14 protein-coding genes are annotated in these 16,439 nt (G+C 69.5%); 6 read left to right on the forward strand and 8 right to left on the reverse strand.

Annotated features, from left to right (window positions below; translation table 11 throughout):
- Positions 1-41 precede the first annotated feature (41 nt).
- Genes I7S92_RS01000 through I7S92_RS01020 form a run of 5 tightly spaced genes read right to left on the reverse strand, consistent with a single transcriptional unit; the run spans position 42 to position 6,512 of the window.
- Positions 42-1,127, reverse strand: coding sequence for an ABC transporter ATP-binding protein (locus I7S92_RS01000; protein ID WP_197641607.1), 1,086 nt, complete (start codon positions 1,125-1,127; stop codon positions 42-44).
- 10 nt (positions 1,128-1,137) lie between these two features.
- The gene (locus tag I7S92_RS01005; RefSeq protein WP_242070001.1) at positions 1,138-2,781 is read right to left on the reverse strand and encodes an alpha-amylase family glycosyl hydrolase; all 1,644 of its coding nucleotides are present in this window, start codon (positions 2,779-2,781) and stop codon (positions 1,138-1,140) included.
- Positions 2,778-3,914 (reverse strand): carbohydrate ABC transporter permease, encoded by a 1,137-nt coding sequence (locus tag I7S92_RS01010; RefSeq protein WP_197641608.1) that lies wholly within the window; start codon positions 3,912-3,914, stop codon positions 2,778-2,780. The genes I7S92_RS01005 and I7S92_RS01010 overlap by 4 nt, the downstream gene beginning before the upstream one ends.
- Before the next feature lies 1 nt (position 3,915).
- Positions 3,916-5,139 carry a carbohydrate ABC transporter permease gene (locus tag I7S92_RS01015; RefSeq protein WP_197641609.1) on the reverse strand — a complete coding sequence of 408 codons (1,224 nt, stop codon included), beginning with the start codon at positions 5,137-5,139 and terminating at the stop codon, positions 3,916-3,918.
- Between the two features lie 26 nt (positions 5,140-5,165).
- Complete coding sequence (locus I7S92_RS01020; protein ID WP_197641610.1) at positions 5,166-6,512, reverse strand: ABC transporter substrate-binding protein; 1,347 nt, start codon at positions 6,510-6,512, stop codon at positions 5,166-5,168.
- 218 nt (positions 6,513-6,730) lie between these two features.
- On the opposite strand from I7S92_RS01020, the gene I7S92_RS01025 reads away from it, so the two are divergent.
- Both I7S92_RS01025 and I7S92_RS01030 read left to right on the forward strand, forming a co-directional pair.
- Positions 6,731-7,813 carry a substrate-binding domain-containing protein gene (locus I7S92_RS01025; protein WP_197641611.1) on the forward strand — a complete coding sequence of 361 codons (1,083 nt, stop codon included), beginning with the start codon at positions 6,731-6,733 and terminating at the stop codon, positions 7,811-7,813.
- A complete protein-coding gene (locus I7S92_RS01030; RefSeq protein WP_197641612.1) occupies positions 7,813-8,784 on the forward strand; it encodes a glucokinase in 972 nt (323 codons plus the stop codon). The genes I7S92_RS01025 and I7S92_RS01030 overlap by 1 nt, the downstream gene beginning before the upstream one ends.
- Here the strand turns inward: I7S92_RS01030 and I7S92_RS01035 are convergent.
- From I7S92_RS01035 to I7S92_RS01045, 3 genes are read right to left on the reverse strand one after another with little or no spacing between them, the layout of a single operon-like run.
- Positions 8,781-9,218 carry a hypothetical protein gene (locus I7S92_RS01035; protein WP_197641613.1) on the reverse strand — a complete coding sequence of 146 codons (438 nt, stop codon included), beginning with the start codon at positions 9,216-9,218 and terminating at the stop codon, positions 8,781-8,783. The genes I7S92_RS01030 and I7S92_RS01035 overlap by 4 nt on opposite strands.
- A gap of 29 nt (positions 9,219-9,247) precedes the next feature.
- Positions 9,248-10,138 carry a TPM domain-containing protein gene (locus tag I7S92_RS01040; RefSeq protein WP_197641614.1) on the reverse strand — a complete coding sequence of 297 codons (891 nt, stop codon included), beginning with the start codon at positions 10,136-10,138 and terminating at the stop codon, positions 9,248-9,250.
- A complete protein-coding gene (locus tag I7S92_RS01045) occupies positions 10,135-11,520 on the reverse strand; it encodes a pyridoxal phosphate-dependent decarboxylase family protein (protein ID WP_197641615.1) in 1,386 nt (461 codons plus the stop codon). Before I7S92_RS01045 ends, I7S92_RS01040 begins: the two co-directional genes overlap by 4 nt.
- 153 nt (positions 11,521-11,673) lie before the next feature.
- On the opposite strand from I7S92_RS01045, the gene I7S92_RS01050 reads away from it, so the two are divergent.
- The 4 genes from I7S92_RS01050 (at position 11,674) to I7S92_RS01065 (ending at position 16,396) form a co-directional block, all read left to right on the forward strand.
- Positions 11,674-12,288 (forward strand): DUF6778 family protein, encoded by a 615-nt coding sequence (locus tag I7S92_RS01050; protein ID WP_197641616.1) that lies wholly within the window; start codon positions 11,674-11,676, stop codon positions 12,286-12,288.
- 187 nt (positions 12,289-12,475) lie between these two features.
- On the forward strand, positions 12,476-13,870 hold the full coding sequence (gene cysS, locus I7S92_RS01055; protein WP_197641617.1) for a cysteine--tRNA ligase: 1,395 nt from the start codon (positions 12,476-12,478) through the stop codon (positions 13,868-13,870).
- Between the two features lie 154 nt (positions 13,871-14,024).
- Entirely contained in the window at positions 14,025-15,647 is a 1,623-nt protein-coding gene (gene cimA / locus I7S92_RS01060; RefSeq protein ID WP_197641618.1) for a citramalate synthase, read from the forward strand.
- Positions 15,644-16,396, forward strand: a complete 753-nt coding sequence (locus tag I7S92_RS01065) for a phytoene/squalene synthase family protein (protein WP_197641619.1) — start codon at positions 15,644-15,646, stop codon at positions 16,394-16,396. The genes cimA and I7S92_RS01065 overlap by 4 nt, the downstream gene beginning before the upstream one ends.
- Positions 16,397-16,439: the final 43 nt, after the last annotated feature.

Here is a 16,439-nt window from a genome sequence, read left to right on the forward strand (position 1 = left end):
TTCGGCCTCTGCCTCTTCTGGCTCGGCCTCGCGGCCCTCGTTCACCGATAAAGCAGCGACCGCCCGCCGGCGAAAAGATGCACCTTCGCCGGGTCCGCCGACAGCTGCACCCGCCGGTGCCGCAGTCCGGCCCGGATTCCCGGCAGCTTGGCCACCACCGCCGTCCGCTCGCCTGACGGGCGGAAATGCAGAAGCGTCACCTCCCCCAGCGCCTCGGTCACCGCCACCGCGCCCGCATGGATCGCCTCGCCCTCGGTCTCGTGGAAATCCTCGGGGCGCACGCCGACATTCACCTTCAGCCCCAGATCCGCCGCCGCCGTCGGCACCGCCGAGCGGGCGACCCCGCCACCCTCCAGCCGCACCAGGGTCTCCGTCCCGGTGGCGGCCACCTCGCCCGGCAAGAGGTTCATCGCCGGGCTGCCGATGAACTGCGCCACGAACTCGGTCTCCGGGCGCTCGTACAGCTCCAGCGGGCTGCCGACCTGCGCGATCCCGCCGCCGGCCAGCACGACGATCCGGCTGGCCAGCGTCATCGCCTCGACCTGGTCATGCGTCACATAGATCATCGTCGACTGCGGCATCGCCTCCTTCAGCTGGGCGATCTCGATCCGCGTCGCCACCCGCAGCGCGGCATCCAGGTTCGAGAGCGGCTCGTCGAACAGATAGACCTTCGGGTCGCGCACGATCGCCCGCCCGATCGCCACCCGCTGCCGCTGCCCGCCCGACAGGGCCTTGGGCAGCCGGTCGAGATAGGGCGTCAGCTGCAGGATCCGTGCCGCCCGCTCCACCGCCGCCGCGATCTCGGCCCGGGGCTTCTTCGCCAGCGCCAGGGCAAAGCCCATGTTGTCGCGCACCGTCATATGCGGATAAAGCGCATAGGACTGGAACACCATGGCGATGCCGCGCTGTGCCGGGGGAACATCGTTCATCCGCACCCCGTCGATCAGAAGATCGCCGCCGCTGATCCGCTCCAGCCCCGCGATCATCCGCAGCAGCGTGGACTTGCCGCAGCCCGAGGGGCCGACGAAGACGATCAGCTCCCCCGTCCTGATGTCGAGGTCGATGTCCTGCAACACCCGGATCTCGCCATAGCTCTTGGCGACCTTCCTCAGGACCAGATCGGCCATCCTGCCCCCCCTAGGCCCGCTGCACCAGCACGACACCCCAGGGCGGCAGGCTGACCCGCCCGCCGCTGGCTGGCTGGCTGCCCAGTTCCGCCCCGACCCGACGCCAGTCGCCGGGCGGCAGCGCGACCTCGGCCGCCGCGTCGCCCAGGTTGAAGCCGCAGAACAGCTCCTCCGCGCCGCGCCGCAGGAAGCTTGCCACCTCGCCCTCGGCCCGGATCGCCTCCATCGCGCCCGTCCGCAGCACGGGATGCGCCCGGCGGAAGGCCAGCGCCCGGCGGTAATGCAGCAGAAGCGAACCCCCGTCCCGCTCCTGCGCCGCGACCGACAGCGGCAGGTGCGGCGGCTTGACCGGCAGCCAGGGGCGGCCCCGGCTGAAGCCGCCGTTGCCATTGTCCGTCACCCAGACCATCGGCGTCCGCGCGCCATCCCGTCCCTTGAACTCGGGCCAGAAGCGGATGCCATAGGGATCGCGCAGCTCCTCGAGGCCCAGCTCCGCCTCGGGCAGGCCCAGTTCCTCGCCCTGGTACAGGCAGATCGAGCCGCGCAGACAGGCCAGCAGCGTGGCATAGGTCCGCGCCGCCGCGCCCGGCAGGTTCCATCGCGTGACATGGCGCACCGTGTCATGGTTCGAGAACGACCAGCAGGGCCAGGCATCGGGCGCGGCCGCGCGCATCCGGGCGAAGGTCTCCTCCAGCCGGGAGGCGGTCAGGCGCGCGGGCTGCAGCATCTCGAACGGATAGCACATCTGCACCTTGTCGCCACCGCTGGTATATTCCGCCATGATCTCCAGCCCGCGCTGGGCATCGCCGACCTCGCCCACGGCGGCGGCGCCGAACGGGTCAAGGACGGCACGGAATTTCCGCAGGAATTCAAGGTTTTCCGGCTGGTTCTTGTCGTGGATGTGCCGCTGGTGGTTATAGGGGTTCACCCTCGGCGCGATACTGTCATTGCGCTCCTCCTCCGGCAGGGGCGGGTTGTCGCGCAAGTGCGGGTCGGCGAAATAGAAGTTGATCGTGTCCAGCCGGAACCCGTCCACCCCCCGCTTCAGCCAGAAACGCGCCACATCCAGCAGCGCCGCCTGCACCGGCTCGTGATGGAAGTTCAGGTCGGGCTGGCTGGCCAGGAAGTTGTGCAGGTAATACTGCTCGCGGCGACCGTCCCATTCCCAGGCCGGTCCGCCGAAGATCGACAGCCAGTTGTTCGGCGGCGTGCCGTCCGGCTTCGGATCGGCCCAGACATACCAGTCCGCCCGCGGATTGCCGCGGTTCTGCCGGCTTTCGCGGAACCAGGCGTGCTGGTCCGACGTATGGCTGAGGACGAGGTCGATCATCACCCGCAGCCCCAGCCCATGTGCCCGCGCCACCAGCGCGTCGAAATCGGCAAGGCTCCCGAACAGCGGATCGACACCGCAATAATCGCTCACGTCATAGCCGAAATCCTGCATGGGCGAGGTGAAGAACGGGCTGATCCAGATCGCATCCGCGCCCAGGTCGGCCACATGGCCGAGGCGCGCGGTGATCCCGGCCAGATCGCCGACCCCGTCGCCGTTGCTGTCCTGGAAGCTGCGCGGATAGATCTGGTAGATCACCGCGCCGCGCCACCAGTCCGGGTCCACCGCCAGCACCATCCGCCCCTTGCCTTCCATCACCGTCATTTCACCGACCCCGCCAGCAGGCCCCGCACCAGAAAGCGCTGCATCGAGAAGAACACCACCAGCGGCACCGCGATCGAGACGAAGGCCGAGGCCGACAGGATCTCCCAGTCGCCGCCACGCGAGCCCATCAGGTTCACGATATTGCCGGTCAGCACCTGCTGGTCGTTCGAGGTTCCCAGGAACACCAGCGCCACCAGAAGATCGTTCCAGGTCCAGAGGAACTGGAAGATCGCAAAGCTCGCCAGCGCCGGAAAGGACAGCGGGAGGACGATCCGGGTGAAGATCTGGAACTCGGTCGCCCCGTCCACCCGCGCGTTCTCGATGATGTCGCGCGGCAGGCCGACCATGTAGTTGCGCAAGAGATAGATCGCCAGCGGCAGGCCGAACCCGGTATGGGCCAGCCAGATGCCGAGATAGCCCTTGCCGATCCCCAGCGCGTTGTGGACCTGCAACAGCGGGATCAGCGCCAGTTGCAGCGGCACAACCAGAAGCCCGACCACCGCCGCCACCAGAAGCGCCCGGCCCGGAAACTCCATCCAGGCCAGGGCATAGGCGGCAAAGGCCGCGACCAGGATCGGGATCACCGTCGCCGGGATCGCCACCGTCGCGGTGTTCAGGAAGGCCTGCAGGATCGACTGCCCGGCCATCGGGCTGAACAGCACCATCCGGTAGTTCGCCAGCGTGAACTCGGGCGGGGTCGCCGCCGTGGTGAAGATGCGCGGCAGCCGCGTCCCCTCGGTCGTCCTGGCCGAGGTCAGGACATAGAAGCCGTCGCCCTCCACCCTCAGGCCCATCCCCTCGCCCAGGTCCGCCGTCGCCCCCGGAGCATATGCGGCAGGCTCGCGCGAGGAGGTGCCCCAGGCGCTCACCCTTGCCGCGCCCGGAAAAAGCCGCCCCTCGATCACGAAGACCCCGTCCCGCGCCACCTCCTCGCCCGCCACCCGGATCGGCGACAGCTGGCTCTCCTGCGTGAACAGCGCCTGCCACCAGCCCGAGGAGACGATCTGGTCGCCCGACCGGAAGGACGAGACCAGAAGCCCCAGCGTCGGGATCACCCAGAGCAGGACCAGCAGCCCCACCGACAGATGCACGGTCCAGGTCAGCGCTGGTTTCCTGCCGGCGACGTGGGTCATGTCAGCGCATCTCCCGCCGCGCGGTCCAGACGTTCCAGACCAGGATCGGCGTGACCAGCGCCAGGATCACCATGGCAGCGGCCGAGCCGACGCCCCAGTCCACCGCGACGAAAAGCTTGTCGTACATGTAGTTGGCCAGCACCTGCGTCTCCTGCTGGCCGCCGGTCATCGCCCGCACGATGTCGAAGACCTTCAGCACGGTGATCGTGATCGTGGTCCAGACCACGACGATCGTGCCCATGATCTGCGGCACCTTGATGCGGAAGAAGATCTGGAACGGATTGGCCCCGTCCAGGATCGCGGCCTCGACCGTTTCCTCCGGCACGCCGCGCAGCGCGGCCGAGAGGATGACCATGGCAAAGCCGGTCTGCAGCCAGACCAGCACCGCCATCAGGAAGAAGTTGTTCCAGAACGGGATCTGCAACCAGAACTGCGGCTGGCCATAGGGCAACTGCGCCGTCGCCGCGCCCCAGGCCCAGGACAGCGCGACCCAGACCAGCCAGGCCCCCAGCGCCATGCCCGGCCCCCGCAGCACCCTGCCCGCCAGCCTCGCCCGCGCCAGCGCCCCGACCTGCCCCCAAAGCAGCCAGGCCAGCACGCCCGCGAGACCCAGCAGCAGCAGCGCCGGCAACGCGCGCAGCAGGATCGTCGACCAGACCCCGCCCTCGAACCGCAGCCAGAGCGCGTTCAGAAGCCCGATCTGCGCCTGCCCCGCCTCGCGCGTGTCGTAGATCAGCTTCCAGATCACGCTCGCGCCCACGAAGGAGATCGCCATCGGCATGAAGATCAGCGATTTCGCAAGGTTTCCCCAGCGGATCCGGTCGGTCAGCTGCGCCACCATGAGGCCGAGGCCGGTGGACAGCGCCGGGACCACGACCAGCCACAGCAGGTTGTTGCGCAGGCTCTCGCGGAACTTCGCCTCGGCGAACATCGCGCGGTAATTGTCCAGGCCGACGAAGGCCAGCTCGCCCCCCGTGTTCCGGTTCAGCGACAGCCAGGCGGTCGCGAAGACCGGATAGGCCAGGTAAAGCCCCAGCGCGAGGAGGGCGGGCAGCAGGAACAGCCAGGGCCGCAGCATGTTGGCGCGGCTGGTGTTCTGCCCCGCCTTCGGCCCGCGCGCCGGAAAGATCACCCGGTCCAGCACAAGGTTCGACGCCCAGAAATAGCCGACGCAGCCGCCGACGCCGATCACGATGGTCGCGAGCGCGGGGAACACCTGCTCCATTCAGCCCTCCGCCCGCGTCTTGCGCCTCACTTCGGCCAGCTCGCCTGCACCGCCGCCGCGACCTCCCCGGCCGATTTGCCGCCGACGTAATCGACCATCGCGGTCCAGAACGACCCCGCCCCCACCGCGCCCGGCATCAGGTCGGACCCGTCGAAGCGGAAGGTGGTGGCATTGGCCAGGATCTCGCCCTGCTTCTTCAGCGCGGCCGAGCCGTAGAGATCGGTATTCACCGCCTTGTACGGGGTGACGAAACCGCTTTGCGCCATCCAGATCTCATGCGCGATCGGGGTCTTCAGCCAGTCGATGAAGGCCCGCGCCGCCGCGCCGTCGCGCATGATGAAGGCCAGCGTCCCCGCGCCCAGCACTGGCTGGCCCAGGTCCCTGTCGGCATAGGCCGGGAAGTAGAAGAAATCCGCATCCGTGCCCAGTTCCGTGCCCTCGGGGAAGAACGAGGGGATGAAGCTTGCCTGCCGGTGCATGTAGCAGCCGGGAGGCGAGGCGAAGAGGCCCTTGGGGCTGTCGCGGAAATCGGTCGAGGCCACCGCCGCCGCCCCGCCCTGCACGAAGGCGTCGTTCCGGGCGAACCAGCCGAATTCCTCGATCGCGCCGATGACCTCGGGGCTGTCGAAGGGCAGCGCGTTCGTCACCCACCGATCATAGACCTCGGGCGGCTGCGTGCGCAGCATCAGGTCCTCGACCCAGTCGGTCGCGGGCCAGCCCGTCGCCCCGCCCGAGGCCAGGCCGATGCACCAGGGCGTGCCGCCATCGGCCACGATCTTCTCGGTCAGCGCCTTCAGCTCCTCCATCGTGGCCGGGACCTCATAGCCCGCATCCTCGAAATTCTCGGGCACATACCAGACCAGCGACTTCACATCCGCCTTGTAGGGAAAGGCGAAGAACGCATCCGCACCGTCCTTGCCCCTGTAGGTCCCCAGCGCCGCCCAGGATTCCCCCGCGCCGTAATTCCCGACCAGCCAGGCCCGCGCCTCCTCGCCCAGCGGCAGGATATGCCCCTTCGCCGCCAGGTCCGCGATCAGCCCCGGCTGCGGCAGGATCGCCACATCGGGGGGCGAGCCCGCCTCGGCGTCGATGATGATCTGCTGCTCATAGCCCTCGGACGAGGAATAGTTCACCTCGACACCCGAGGCCGCCTCGAAATAGGCCAGCATGGATTCGACCAGCACTTGGTCCTCGCCGCGCCAGGGCCCGAAGATCGTCAGGGTCTGGCCGTCAAGGTCCGTGGCCGCGTCATAGGCCCGGTAGCTCTCCCAGTCGAACGCCCCCTCGCCCACCGGGAACTTCAGCTCCTGCGCCACCGCGCCGCCGGCCGAAAGCGCCAGCGCCGCCGCGCCGGCAAGAAGGTCCGTCCTCATCTGCATCCCTCCCGATTGCCCGCGGCTCCGGCGGGCGCCTGCCAGGACCGGCCGGAATCGCCTCAAACCGCTTTGGGTATGTCACCCTCACCGATCCCACCCCGCAAGTCAATCCAAAGCGCCTTCGGATCCGCCACCAGGCAGCGTTAACCTTTTGACCTCCCCCGCCCCGACCGGCTACTCTCTCCCGCGATTGAAACCGTTTTGGACCCGCGCCGATGAACCTCAAGGAACTCGCCACCCGGCTGGGGCTCTCGCCCACCACGGTGTCGCGCGCGCTGAACGGCTACCCCGAGGTGAACGAGGCCACCCGCGAACGCGTCATCGCCGCGGCCCGGCGGCACGACTACCACCCCAACACCCGCGCCATCCGCCTGGCCACCGGCCGCGCCATGGCCGTGGGCCATGTCATCCCGATCGCCACGAGGCATGAGATCGTGAACCCCGTCTTCGCCGATTTCATCGCCGGCGCGGGCGAGGTCTACACCCGCAACGGCCATGACATGCTGCTCTCCATCGTCCCGGACGAGGACGAGGAAGCCACCTACCGCGCGCTGAAATCCAAGGGCAACGTCGACGGCGTCATCGTCCACGCCCCCCGGCTGGACGATCCCCGCATCCCGCTCCTGCACCAGATCGGCCTGCCCTTCGTCGTCCACGGCCGCGCCACCGGCGCGACCCAGGCCTATTCCTGGCTTGACGTGAACAACCGCCGCGCCTTCCAGCGCGCCACCGAATTCCTGCTGGACCTCGGCCATGCCCGGATCGGCCTGATCAACGGGCTGGAGTTCATGGACTTCGCCATCCGCCGCCGCACCGGCTATCTCGACGCGCTGGCCGCGCGCGGCATCGCCCCCGACCCCGCGCTGATGTCCTCGGGCGAGATGACCGAGATCGCGGGCTTCCGCGCCGCGCAGGCCATGCTCGCCCTGCCCCGGCCGCCGACCGCGCTCCTCTGCTCCTCGATGCTGTCCGGCATGGGCGCCCGCCGCGCGGTGGAAAGCGCGGGCCTCGTCATGGGCCGCGACGTCTCGATCATCATCCATGACGACGACCTCAGCTACCTGAAGAACGGCGAGGAGGTGCCGATCTTCACCGCCACCCGATCTTCGGTGCGCGAGGCCGGACGGCTGGCCGCCGAGATGCTGCTCGGCCTCATCGCCCGCCCCGGGACCGGCCCGCAGGAGCGCCTGCTCGAGGCCGAACTGATCATCGGCCAGTCCACCGGCCCCGCGCTACTGGCGCAGCGCCGGCAATCCCCCTATCACCAAGGGGCGCAGACCTCCGGGGGACCGCTCTGATGACGCTTGCCATCCTTGCCGACATCGGCGGCACCAATACCCGCGTTGCCCTGGCCGAGGGGCGGCAGGTCCGCCTCGACTCGATCCGCCGTTTCCCGAATGGCGATTATCAGGCGCGCGGGCAGGACATTGCCCATGTCCTGCGCGACTATCTCGACCAGACCGGCGCCAAGGTGAGCGGAGTCTGCGTCGCCGCCGCCGGGCCGGTGCAGGACGGCGTCGCGACGATGACCAATCTCGACTGGGTGATCGACGCGGACAAGCTCGCCCGCGCGACCGGCGCCTCGCGCGTCGCGATCCTGAACGACCTGCAGGCCCAGGGCCAGGCGCTTGGCCATCTCCAGCCCGAAAAGCTGCGCTGCGTCATCCCCGGCCCCGCCGATACCGGCCCGAGGCTGGTGGTCGGCCTCGGTACCGGCGTCAATGCCGCCCCCGTCCACCCCGGACCGCAGGGCCGCGTCGTGCCGCCCTCGGAATGTGGCCATGTCAACATGCCCGTCCGCACCGAGGAGGACTTCCTCCTCGCCCGCTTCGTCGAGGCGAAGCTGCGCGCCGGGGGCGAGGCCCCCCATGCCGGGGTCGAGGAGGTCCTTGCCGGGCGCGGGCTTGCCAACCTGCACGCCTTCGCCGCCCATGCCGCCGGCCATCCTTCCAGCCTCTCCTCGGCCGAGGTGCTGGCCGCGCTTGATGAGGGCGACGCCATCGCCGCCCATGCCGCCCGCCTCTACGTCCATATCCTTGGCCAGATGCTTGCCGATCTGGCGCTGATCCACCTGCCCTATGGCGGCATCTACCTGATCGGCGGCATGTCTCGCGCCATGAGCCCGCATTTCCCCCGCTTCGGCCTGGAACAGCATTTCCGCGAACCGCGCCGCGTCGACCTTCTGATGTCGGATTTCTCCGTGACCGTGGTCGAGGACGACTATGCCGCCCTCACCGGCTGCGCGGCCTATCTCGCGGCCGCCAGCTAGGGACAGGGCACCGGGCGCAGCAGGAAGCTGCGGTCGTCACCCCGGTCGCGCTCCAGCGTGACGAAGCCCGCCTCGTTCTCCAGCCCGATGCCCCGGCTGCCGGTGGTGACCAGCACCGCCTTGCCCTTGCCCGGCTCGATGCTGAAGGCCCCGGCATCGCCCTCCATCGTGCAGTAAAGCGTATCTTCGATGTTCTCGCAGGCGGCCAGCGCCTCGAATCTGCCGCCCGGCGCGCCGCGCAGGGTCGCGGTCAGCCAGAGGCCAAGGAAGGGCGCGGCCGCCTGCCGGTCGGGGCGCAGGACCATCGCCGTCACCCTTTGCGCAGGATGCCTGGCCAGATGCTCGGCCGTGTAACTCCGCGCATAGCAGCGCGCATCGCTGGGGAACATCAGGTCGGTCGGGCTTTTCGCCAGCGCGGGCCCGGCGAGGCACATCAGGATAAAGGCTGACGCCCTTGCACCACCTACCATTTCCCGCTCGCACCCCCGCCCGAGGAGCGCCCGCCGCCAAAGCCGCCGCTGCGCCCGCCGCCGCTGCCGCCGCGGCCTCCGCCGCTGCGCCTCGACCTGTCCCGCGAGGTGGCGCGGATCGTGAAGGTCTGCCGGTCGGTGAAGCCGCAACTGTCGCAGATCATGTGCTCGATCCCGCTGCCCGAGGACAGCCGTGACGACGGCGTGATCACCTCGCGGGTCCGGGTCAGGGTCTGCTCGCCGCATTTCGGACAGGTCCGCCGCGCGCGCGCCCGCCAAAGGACCAGCGAGAGCAGGCCGCCGATCCCGGCCGCACCGGCGGCCCAGGGGGCGATGGTGCCGAACGCGCCGCCCTCGGGCTCGAACCCCTCGGTCAGGGTGACCGGGCGCCCCGCCTGGAAGGGCACCACCAGCCGCTCGCGGGCCGAGGCGATCCCGGCCTCGATCCCGCCCGCCAGGCGGCCCGCGCGGAACTCCGGCAGGACGGCGGTGGTCAGGACCCGCGCCGCGCGCCCGTCATAGACGGCGTCATAGCCCGCCCCCAGCGCGATCCGCGCCTCGCGCGGGCCGGTGACGACCAGCATCAGGATGCCGTCGTTGCGCTGCGCATCGCCCACGCCCCAGGCGTTGAACAGCGCCTTGGCGTAATCCTCCAGCCGCCGCCCCGCGCCGCCATGCTCGTCCAGCGTCGCCATGGTCACGACGACCATATGCACCCCGGTCTCGTCCCGCAGCGCCTGCAGCGCCCGGTCGATCCGCCCCTCCTCCGTCGCGTCCAGCACGCCCGCGAAATCCGAGACCTTGTCGCTCAGCGGCTGCGGCATCTCCTGCGCAACAGCACTCGCGGCCAGGCCGATCCAGAGGAAAAGGGCACGGAGAATCATCTGGCAAGCAACTCGTTGACGACCTTTGCGATCAGCATGACATCTTCGCGCGTGCAGTCAAACGATCCCACCTGCACCCGGATCGCAAACCGCCCGTCGACCCGGGTCTGGGTCAGGTATATCCGCCCGTCATCGTTGATCCGGGCCAGCAGCGCCTCGGTCGCCGCATCCTCCCCCAGCGCGAAACTGAAGAGCGACAGCCGCGGCTCGGTCACGATCTCCACGCCCGGCAGCGCCGCCAGCTGGTCGCGCGCCTCTGCTGCCCAGGCGACATGGTTGCGGATCCGCGCGCGCAAACCCTCCAGCCCATAGGCCCGCAGCACGAACCACAGCTTCAGCGCGCGGAACCGCCGGCCCAGCGGCACGGTCCATTCGTTGAAATTGACGATCTCCTCGCGCCCCGCCGTCTCCAGATAGGTCGGCCGCAGGCCCAGGGTGCGCACCTGCGCCCCCGGATCGCGCATGAACTGGACCGAGCAGTCGAACTGCACCCCCAGCCACTTGTGCGGGTTCAGCACCACCGAATCCGCGCCCTCGATCCCGGCCCACAACTCGCGGAACTCCGGGCAGATCATCGCCGACCCCGACCAGGCCGCATCGACATGGCTGGGCACCCCCTCCTCGCGGCAGACCGCCAGGCAGTCGGCGATCCGGTCGAAGGCCCCGACACTCGTCCCGCCCGCGCAGAGGATCACCCCGGCGGGCAGCATCCCGGCCTCGCGATCCGCCCGGATCGCCGCGCGCAAGGCCGCGCCGGTCATCGCCCGCGCGCCGTCGGTCGCCACCTTCACCAGGTTGCGCTGCCCGATCCCCGCCACCCGGATCGCCTTGTCCACGCTCGAATGCGTCTCGGCGCTGGCGTAGAAGCGCAACACCGGCCCGCCCGCCAGCCCCTCCTCCAGCCCCTTCCAGCCCAGGGCCCGCTCGCGCATCGTCAGCACCGCCGACAGCGTCGCCACCGTCGCCGAGTCATGGATCGTGCCGACGAACCCCTCCGGCAGGCCCACCGCCTGGCGCAGCCAGTCCATCATCACCTGCTCGACTTCGGTCGCGGCCGGAGAGGTCTGCCAGATCAGCGCATTGCAGCCCATCGCATTGACCAGCTGCTCGGCCAGCATCGAGGCCGGCGCGGCATTGGCCGGGAAATAGGCGAAGAACCCCGGATGCTGCCAATGCGTCATGCCGCCCGGCACGATCCGCTCGAAATCGGCCCAGATCGCCGCCATCGGCTCGGCCGCCTCGGGCGGGGCGCCCGGCAGCTGCCGCGCCACCGCACCCGGCACCAGCGGCGCGCGCACGGGACGGTCGCGCAGACCGGCGTGGTAATCCGCCGCCCAGTCCGCCGCCCGCTTCGACCACAACCGCAGGTCCTCGTGATCCATCTCGTCTTCCCCCATTTGCGCGCAACAAGGCATGATCACGGCAAAACCGCAACCGCCTGCCTGATCCCGACACGCCGCCTCCTTGTTGCGGCCATTGTCCTTTCTTAAGGATCGGCGCGCATGATCGTCGAATCCGCCAGTAAGAGGTTGCCCATGATCGTCACCCGCCGCTTCGCCCTCTTCGGGGCCGCCGGACTTCTACTTTCCGCCTGCGTGGGCGCCAGCTTCAGGACCGACTACGACCCGCTGCCCGCAAGCCTGGCCCAGGCCTGGCGCCTCGCCGATGTCCGCGTCAGCGTGCCGCGCTCGCTTTCGGTCAGCGAGGCGAAGACCCTCCTGCCCGATGCCGACATCGTCTGGCGCGAGGATCCGATGGGCGACCGCCATGCCCAGGTGGCCGCGATCATCGACACCGCCGTCACCCGTGGCGCCCAGGGCCTGCGCGGCAAGCGGCCGGTCCGCATCGACATCACCGTGACCCGCTTCCACGCCCTCACCTTCGAGGCCGAGACCCGCGGCCAGGATTGGGGCGTCCACAACATCGACTTCACCGCCCGGGTCACCGATGCCGCCACCGGCGAGGTGCTGGTTCCCCCCACCCCGATCCGGGCCGAGCTTCCCGCCCTCGCAGGCCAGGCGATGCGCCAGGCGCGGCAGAAGGGCATCACCCAGAAGTCGATGATCACCGACCATGTCGCGCGCACCGTGGCGGGCTGGCTGGGCATCGGTCCCGACAACCGCGGCGAATTCAACCGCCAGGGCAACTGATCCCTGCCCGCCTGCCCTCCGTCCGGCTTGCGCGCCGCTGCCCGGCCGTGCTAGGCCCGGCGCATGACGACGTTGCAGAACCTCCGCATCTGCTGCATTACCCGCTGACCCAAGGGCGCGGGCGCTTCGTCATTCCCATGGATGAGTGAACCCCGCGCCAAGGGCCGCGCGTTCAGGGACGACTGACATGGTGACCATCCGCCTGACCAATTCGAAGACCCGCCGGAAGGAGGATTTCGTTCCGATCGACGACCGGGACGTGCGGATGTATGTCTGCGGCCCCACCGTCTATGACCGGGCACATCTGGGCAACGCCCGCCCCGTCGTGGTCTTCGACACCCTGTACCGGCTTCTCCGCCACGTCTACAGGCCGGAGCATGTGACCTATGTCCGCAACTTCACCGACGTCGACGACAAGATCAACGCCGAGGCCTTGCGCCGCCAGCAGGCCGGCGCGCCGGGAACGCTGGAAGAGCTGATCCACCAGCGGACCGAGGAGACCATCGCCTGGTACCACGCCGACATGGACGCGCTCGGCGCGCTGCGCCCCAACCACGAGCCGCGGGCGACGGAATTCATCGGCCAGATGATCGCGATGACCGAGGGCCTGATCGCCTCCGGCCATGCCTATGCCGTCGAGGGGCATGTGTTGTTCCGGGTGCGGTCCTACGAGGATTACGGCAAGCTCTCCGGCCGCTCGGTCGACGACATGATCGCGGGCGCAAGGGTCGAGGTCGCGCCGTTCAAGGAAGACCCGATGGATTTCGTCCTCTGGAAACCCTCCAGCGGCCAGGAACCCGGCTGGGCCTCGCCCTGGGGCAAGGGCCGCCCCGGCTGGCACATCGAATGCTCGGCCATGAGCCATGAACTGCTGGGCGAGAGCTTCGACATCCACGGCGGCGGTCTCGACCTGCAGTTCCCGCACCACGAGAACGAGATCGCCCAAAGCGCCTGCGCCCATCCCCACGGCGACTTCGCGCATTACTGGCTGCACAACGAAATGCTGCAGGTCGAGGGCAAGAAGATGTCCAAGTCCCTGGGCAATTTCTTCACCGTGCGGGATCTGCTGGACCAGGGCATCCCGGGCGAGGTGATCCGCTTCGTCTTCCTGATGACGCATTACCGCAGCCCGATGGACTGGACCGCCGAGAAGGCGCGGCAGGCCGAGACGACGTTGCGGAAGTGGCGTGCGGCGACGGCTTCGGTCGCGCCCTCCGCGCCGCTCGCGGGCGTTGTGGAGGCGCTGGCTGACGACCTGAACACCGCCGGCGCTCTGGCGGCTCTGCATGCCGCCGCAGGCGAGGGAGATTGGCCGGGGGTGAAGGCTTCCGCCGCGCTTCTCGGCCTGCTGACCGCAGGAATGGGCGATTGGGCCATGGCGCCGCAGGTCGACCTGTCGGCGCAAACCGAGCGGCTGTCCGATCTCCGCGCCGCCGCCATGGCCTCCAAGGACTTCTCCGTCGTCGACGCCCTGAAATCCGCCCTGGTCGCCGCCGGGGTCGAGGTGCGCATGTCCAAGGCCGGGGTCGAGCTCGTCCCCGGCCCCGACTTCGACCCGGCAAAACTGGAGGCGCTCCAGTGACCCTCCGCGCGCGCCAAATTTCTTCGAAGAAATTTGCAAAATCCTTCGAAGGATTTTGTCCCCCGGCCACAACCGTGGTTAAGCCCGCGTTAACGCGGCCCCGCAACCCGTTGAATTCCCTCACTCCGAATTCTGTCCACGCGTGGCGTCTCCCATGACCAAAGACCGTCTCCACCTCTACGACACCACCCTGCGCGACGGCCAGCAGACCCAGGGCGTCCAGTTTTCCACCCCCGAGAAAGTCCAGATCGCCCGCGCGCTCGACGCTCTCGGGGTCGATCATATCGAGGGCGGCTGGCCCGGCGCGAACCCGACCGACAGCGACTTCTTCGCCGCCCCCCCGGAGACGAAGGCGACCCTCACCGCCTTCGGCATGACCCGCCGGGTCGGCCGCTCGGCCGAGAACGACGACGTCCTCGCCGCCGTCCTGAATGCCGGCACCCCCGCCGTCTGCCTGGTCGGCAAGACCCACGATTTCCACGTCACCACCGCCCTCGGCGTGACCCTCGATGAAAACCGCGAGGCCATCGCCTCCTCGATCCGCCACCTCGCTGCGAAAGGCCGCGAACCCCTGTTCGACGCCGAGCACTTCTTCGACGGCTACCGCGCCAACCCCGGCTACGCCCTCTCCTGCCTGCAGGCCGCCCTGGACGCGGGCGCCCGCTGGGTCGTCCTCTGCGACACCAACGGCGGCACGCTCCCCGCCGAGGTCGGCCGCGTGACGGCAGAGGTCATCGCCGCCGGCATCCCCGGCGAAAGACTCGGCATCCATTGCCACGACGACACCGGCAATGCCGTCGCCAACTCCCTGGCCGCCGTCGAGGCCGGCGCCCGCCAGATCCAGGGCACGCTGAACGGGCTGGGGGAACGCTGCGGCAACGCCAACCTGACGACGCTGATCCCGACGCTCCTCCTCAAGGAGCCCTACGCCAGCCGCTTCCAGACCGGCGTCACCCGCGAGGCGCTGCAGAGCCTCCTCAAGACCTCGCGGATGCTGGACGACATCCTGAACCGCGTCCCCCTGCGCTCGGCCCCCTATGTCGGGGCCTCGGCCTTCGCCCACAAGGCGGGCCTGCATGCCAGCGCGATCCTGAAGGACCCGACCACCTACGAACACATCGACCCGGCGCTGGTCGGCAACGAGCGCGTCATCCCGATGTCGAACCAGGCGGGCCTGTCGAACCTGCGCGCCCGGCTGGCCGCCGCCGGGATCGAGGCCGATCCGAAGGACCCGCGCCTCGGCCGGATCATCGAGACGATCAAGGCGCGCGAGGACCAGGGCTATGCCTATGACGGCGCGCAGGCGAGCTTCGAGCTGGTCGCGCGGCACGAGCTGGGCCTCTGCCCCGAGTTCTTCGAAGTCAAGCGCTACCGGGTCACGGTGGAGCGGCGGAAGAACAAGTACGACCGGATGATCTCGCTCTCCGAGGCGGTGGTGGTGGTCAAGATCGGCGAGCGCAAGAACATGTCGGTCTCCGACAGCATGGACGAGGACGGCCACGACCGGGGCCCGGTCAACGCGCTGGCGAAGGCGCTGGCCAAGGACCTCGGCCCCTACCAGGCCTGCATCGACGACATGAAGCTGGTGGATTTCAAGGTCCGCATCACCAATGGCGGGACCGAGGCCGTAACCCGCGTCATCATCGACAGCGAGGACGGCCAGGGCCGGCGCTGGTCGACGGTCGGGGTCAGCGCCAACATCGTCGACGCCTCGTTCGAGGCGCTGCTCGATGCGATCCAATGGAAGCTGATCCGCGACATCGGAACCCCGGCATGAGCATCGAGGCCTGCGCGGGACTGGTGCAACGCGGCGATCCCGACCGCTTCCTGGCGGTGATGGCCGCCCCCCTTGATGCCCGCGCGCAGCTTCTGCCGCTGTATGCCTTCAACCTGGAGGTCGCCCGCGCGCCCTGGGTGACGCAGGAGCCGCTGATCGCCGAGATGCGGCTGCAATGGTGGCGCGACGTGGTGGAGAATGCGGCCTCGGGTGCCGCGCAGGCGCATGAGGTGGCGGGGCCGCTGCACGAGCTGATCCGGGATTTCGGTCTGCCCGTGGCGGCGCTGGACCGGCTGATCGCCGCCCGGCGCTGGGACATCCACCGCGACCCGCATGCGGGCCCGGAGGCGCTGGCGGAATATCTGGAGGATACCGGCGCCGGGCTGATGTGGCTGGCGGCGCGGGCGCTGGGCGCGCCGGACGGGGCCGAGACCGCGGTCCGGGCCTATGGCTGGGCCTCGGCGGCGGCAGGCTATCTGCGGGCGGTCCCGGAACTGGAGGCGCGCGGGCGGCAGCCCTTGCCGCAGGGGATGGGCGCGCAGGATCTGGCGCGGCTGGGTCTGGAACGGCTGGCCGAGGCGCGGGCCGCGCGGCGGGCGGTGCCGAAGGCCATTGCCCCGGCGCTGCTGGCGGGGTGGCAGGCGGAAGGGTTGTTGCGTCAGGTGGTTGCGGGGCGAAGCGCACCCGAGCTGTCCGAGGCGCAGCGGCGCTGGCGGCTTCTGTGGCAGGCCTTCACCGGCCGCTGGTAGCTGCTCCTCGTGCGACTTCGTCGTCTCGTCGCGGCGACGAGCG

This window comes from Tabrizicola soli (assembly GCF_015999335.1).
GTDB classification, from domain to species: Bacteria; Pseudomonadota; Alphaproteobacteria; order Rhodobacterales; family Rhodobacteraceae; genus Tabrizicola; species Tabrizicola soli.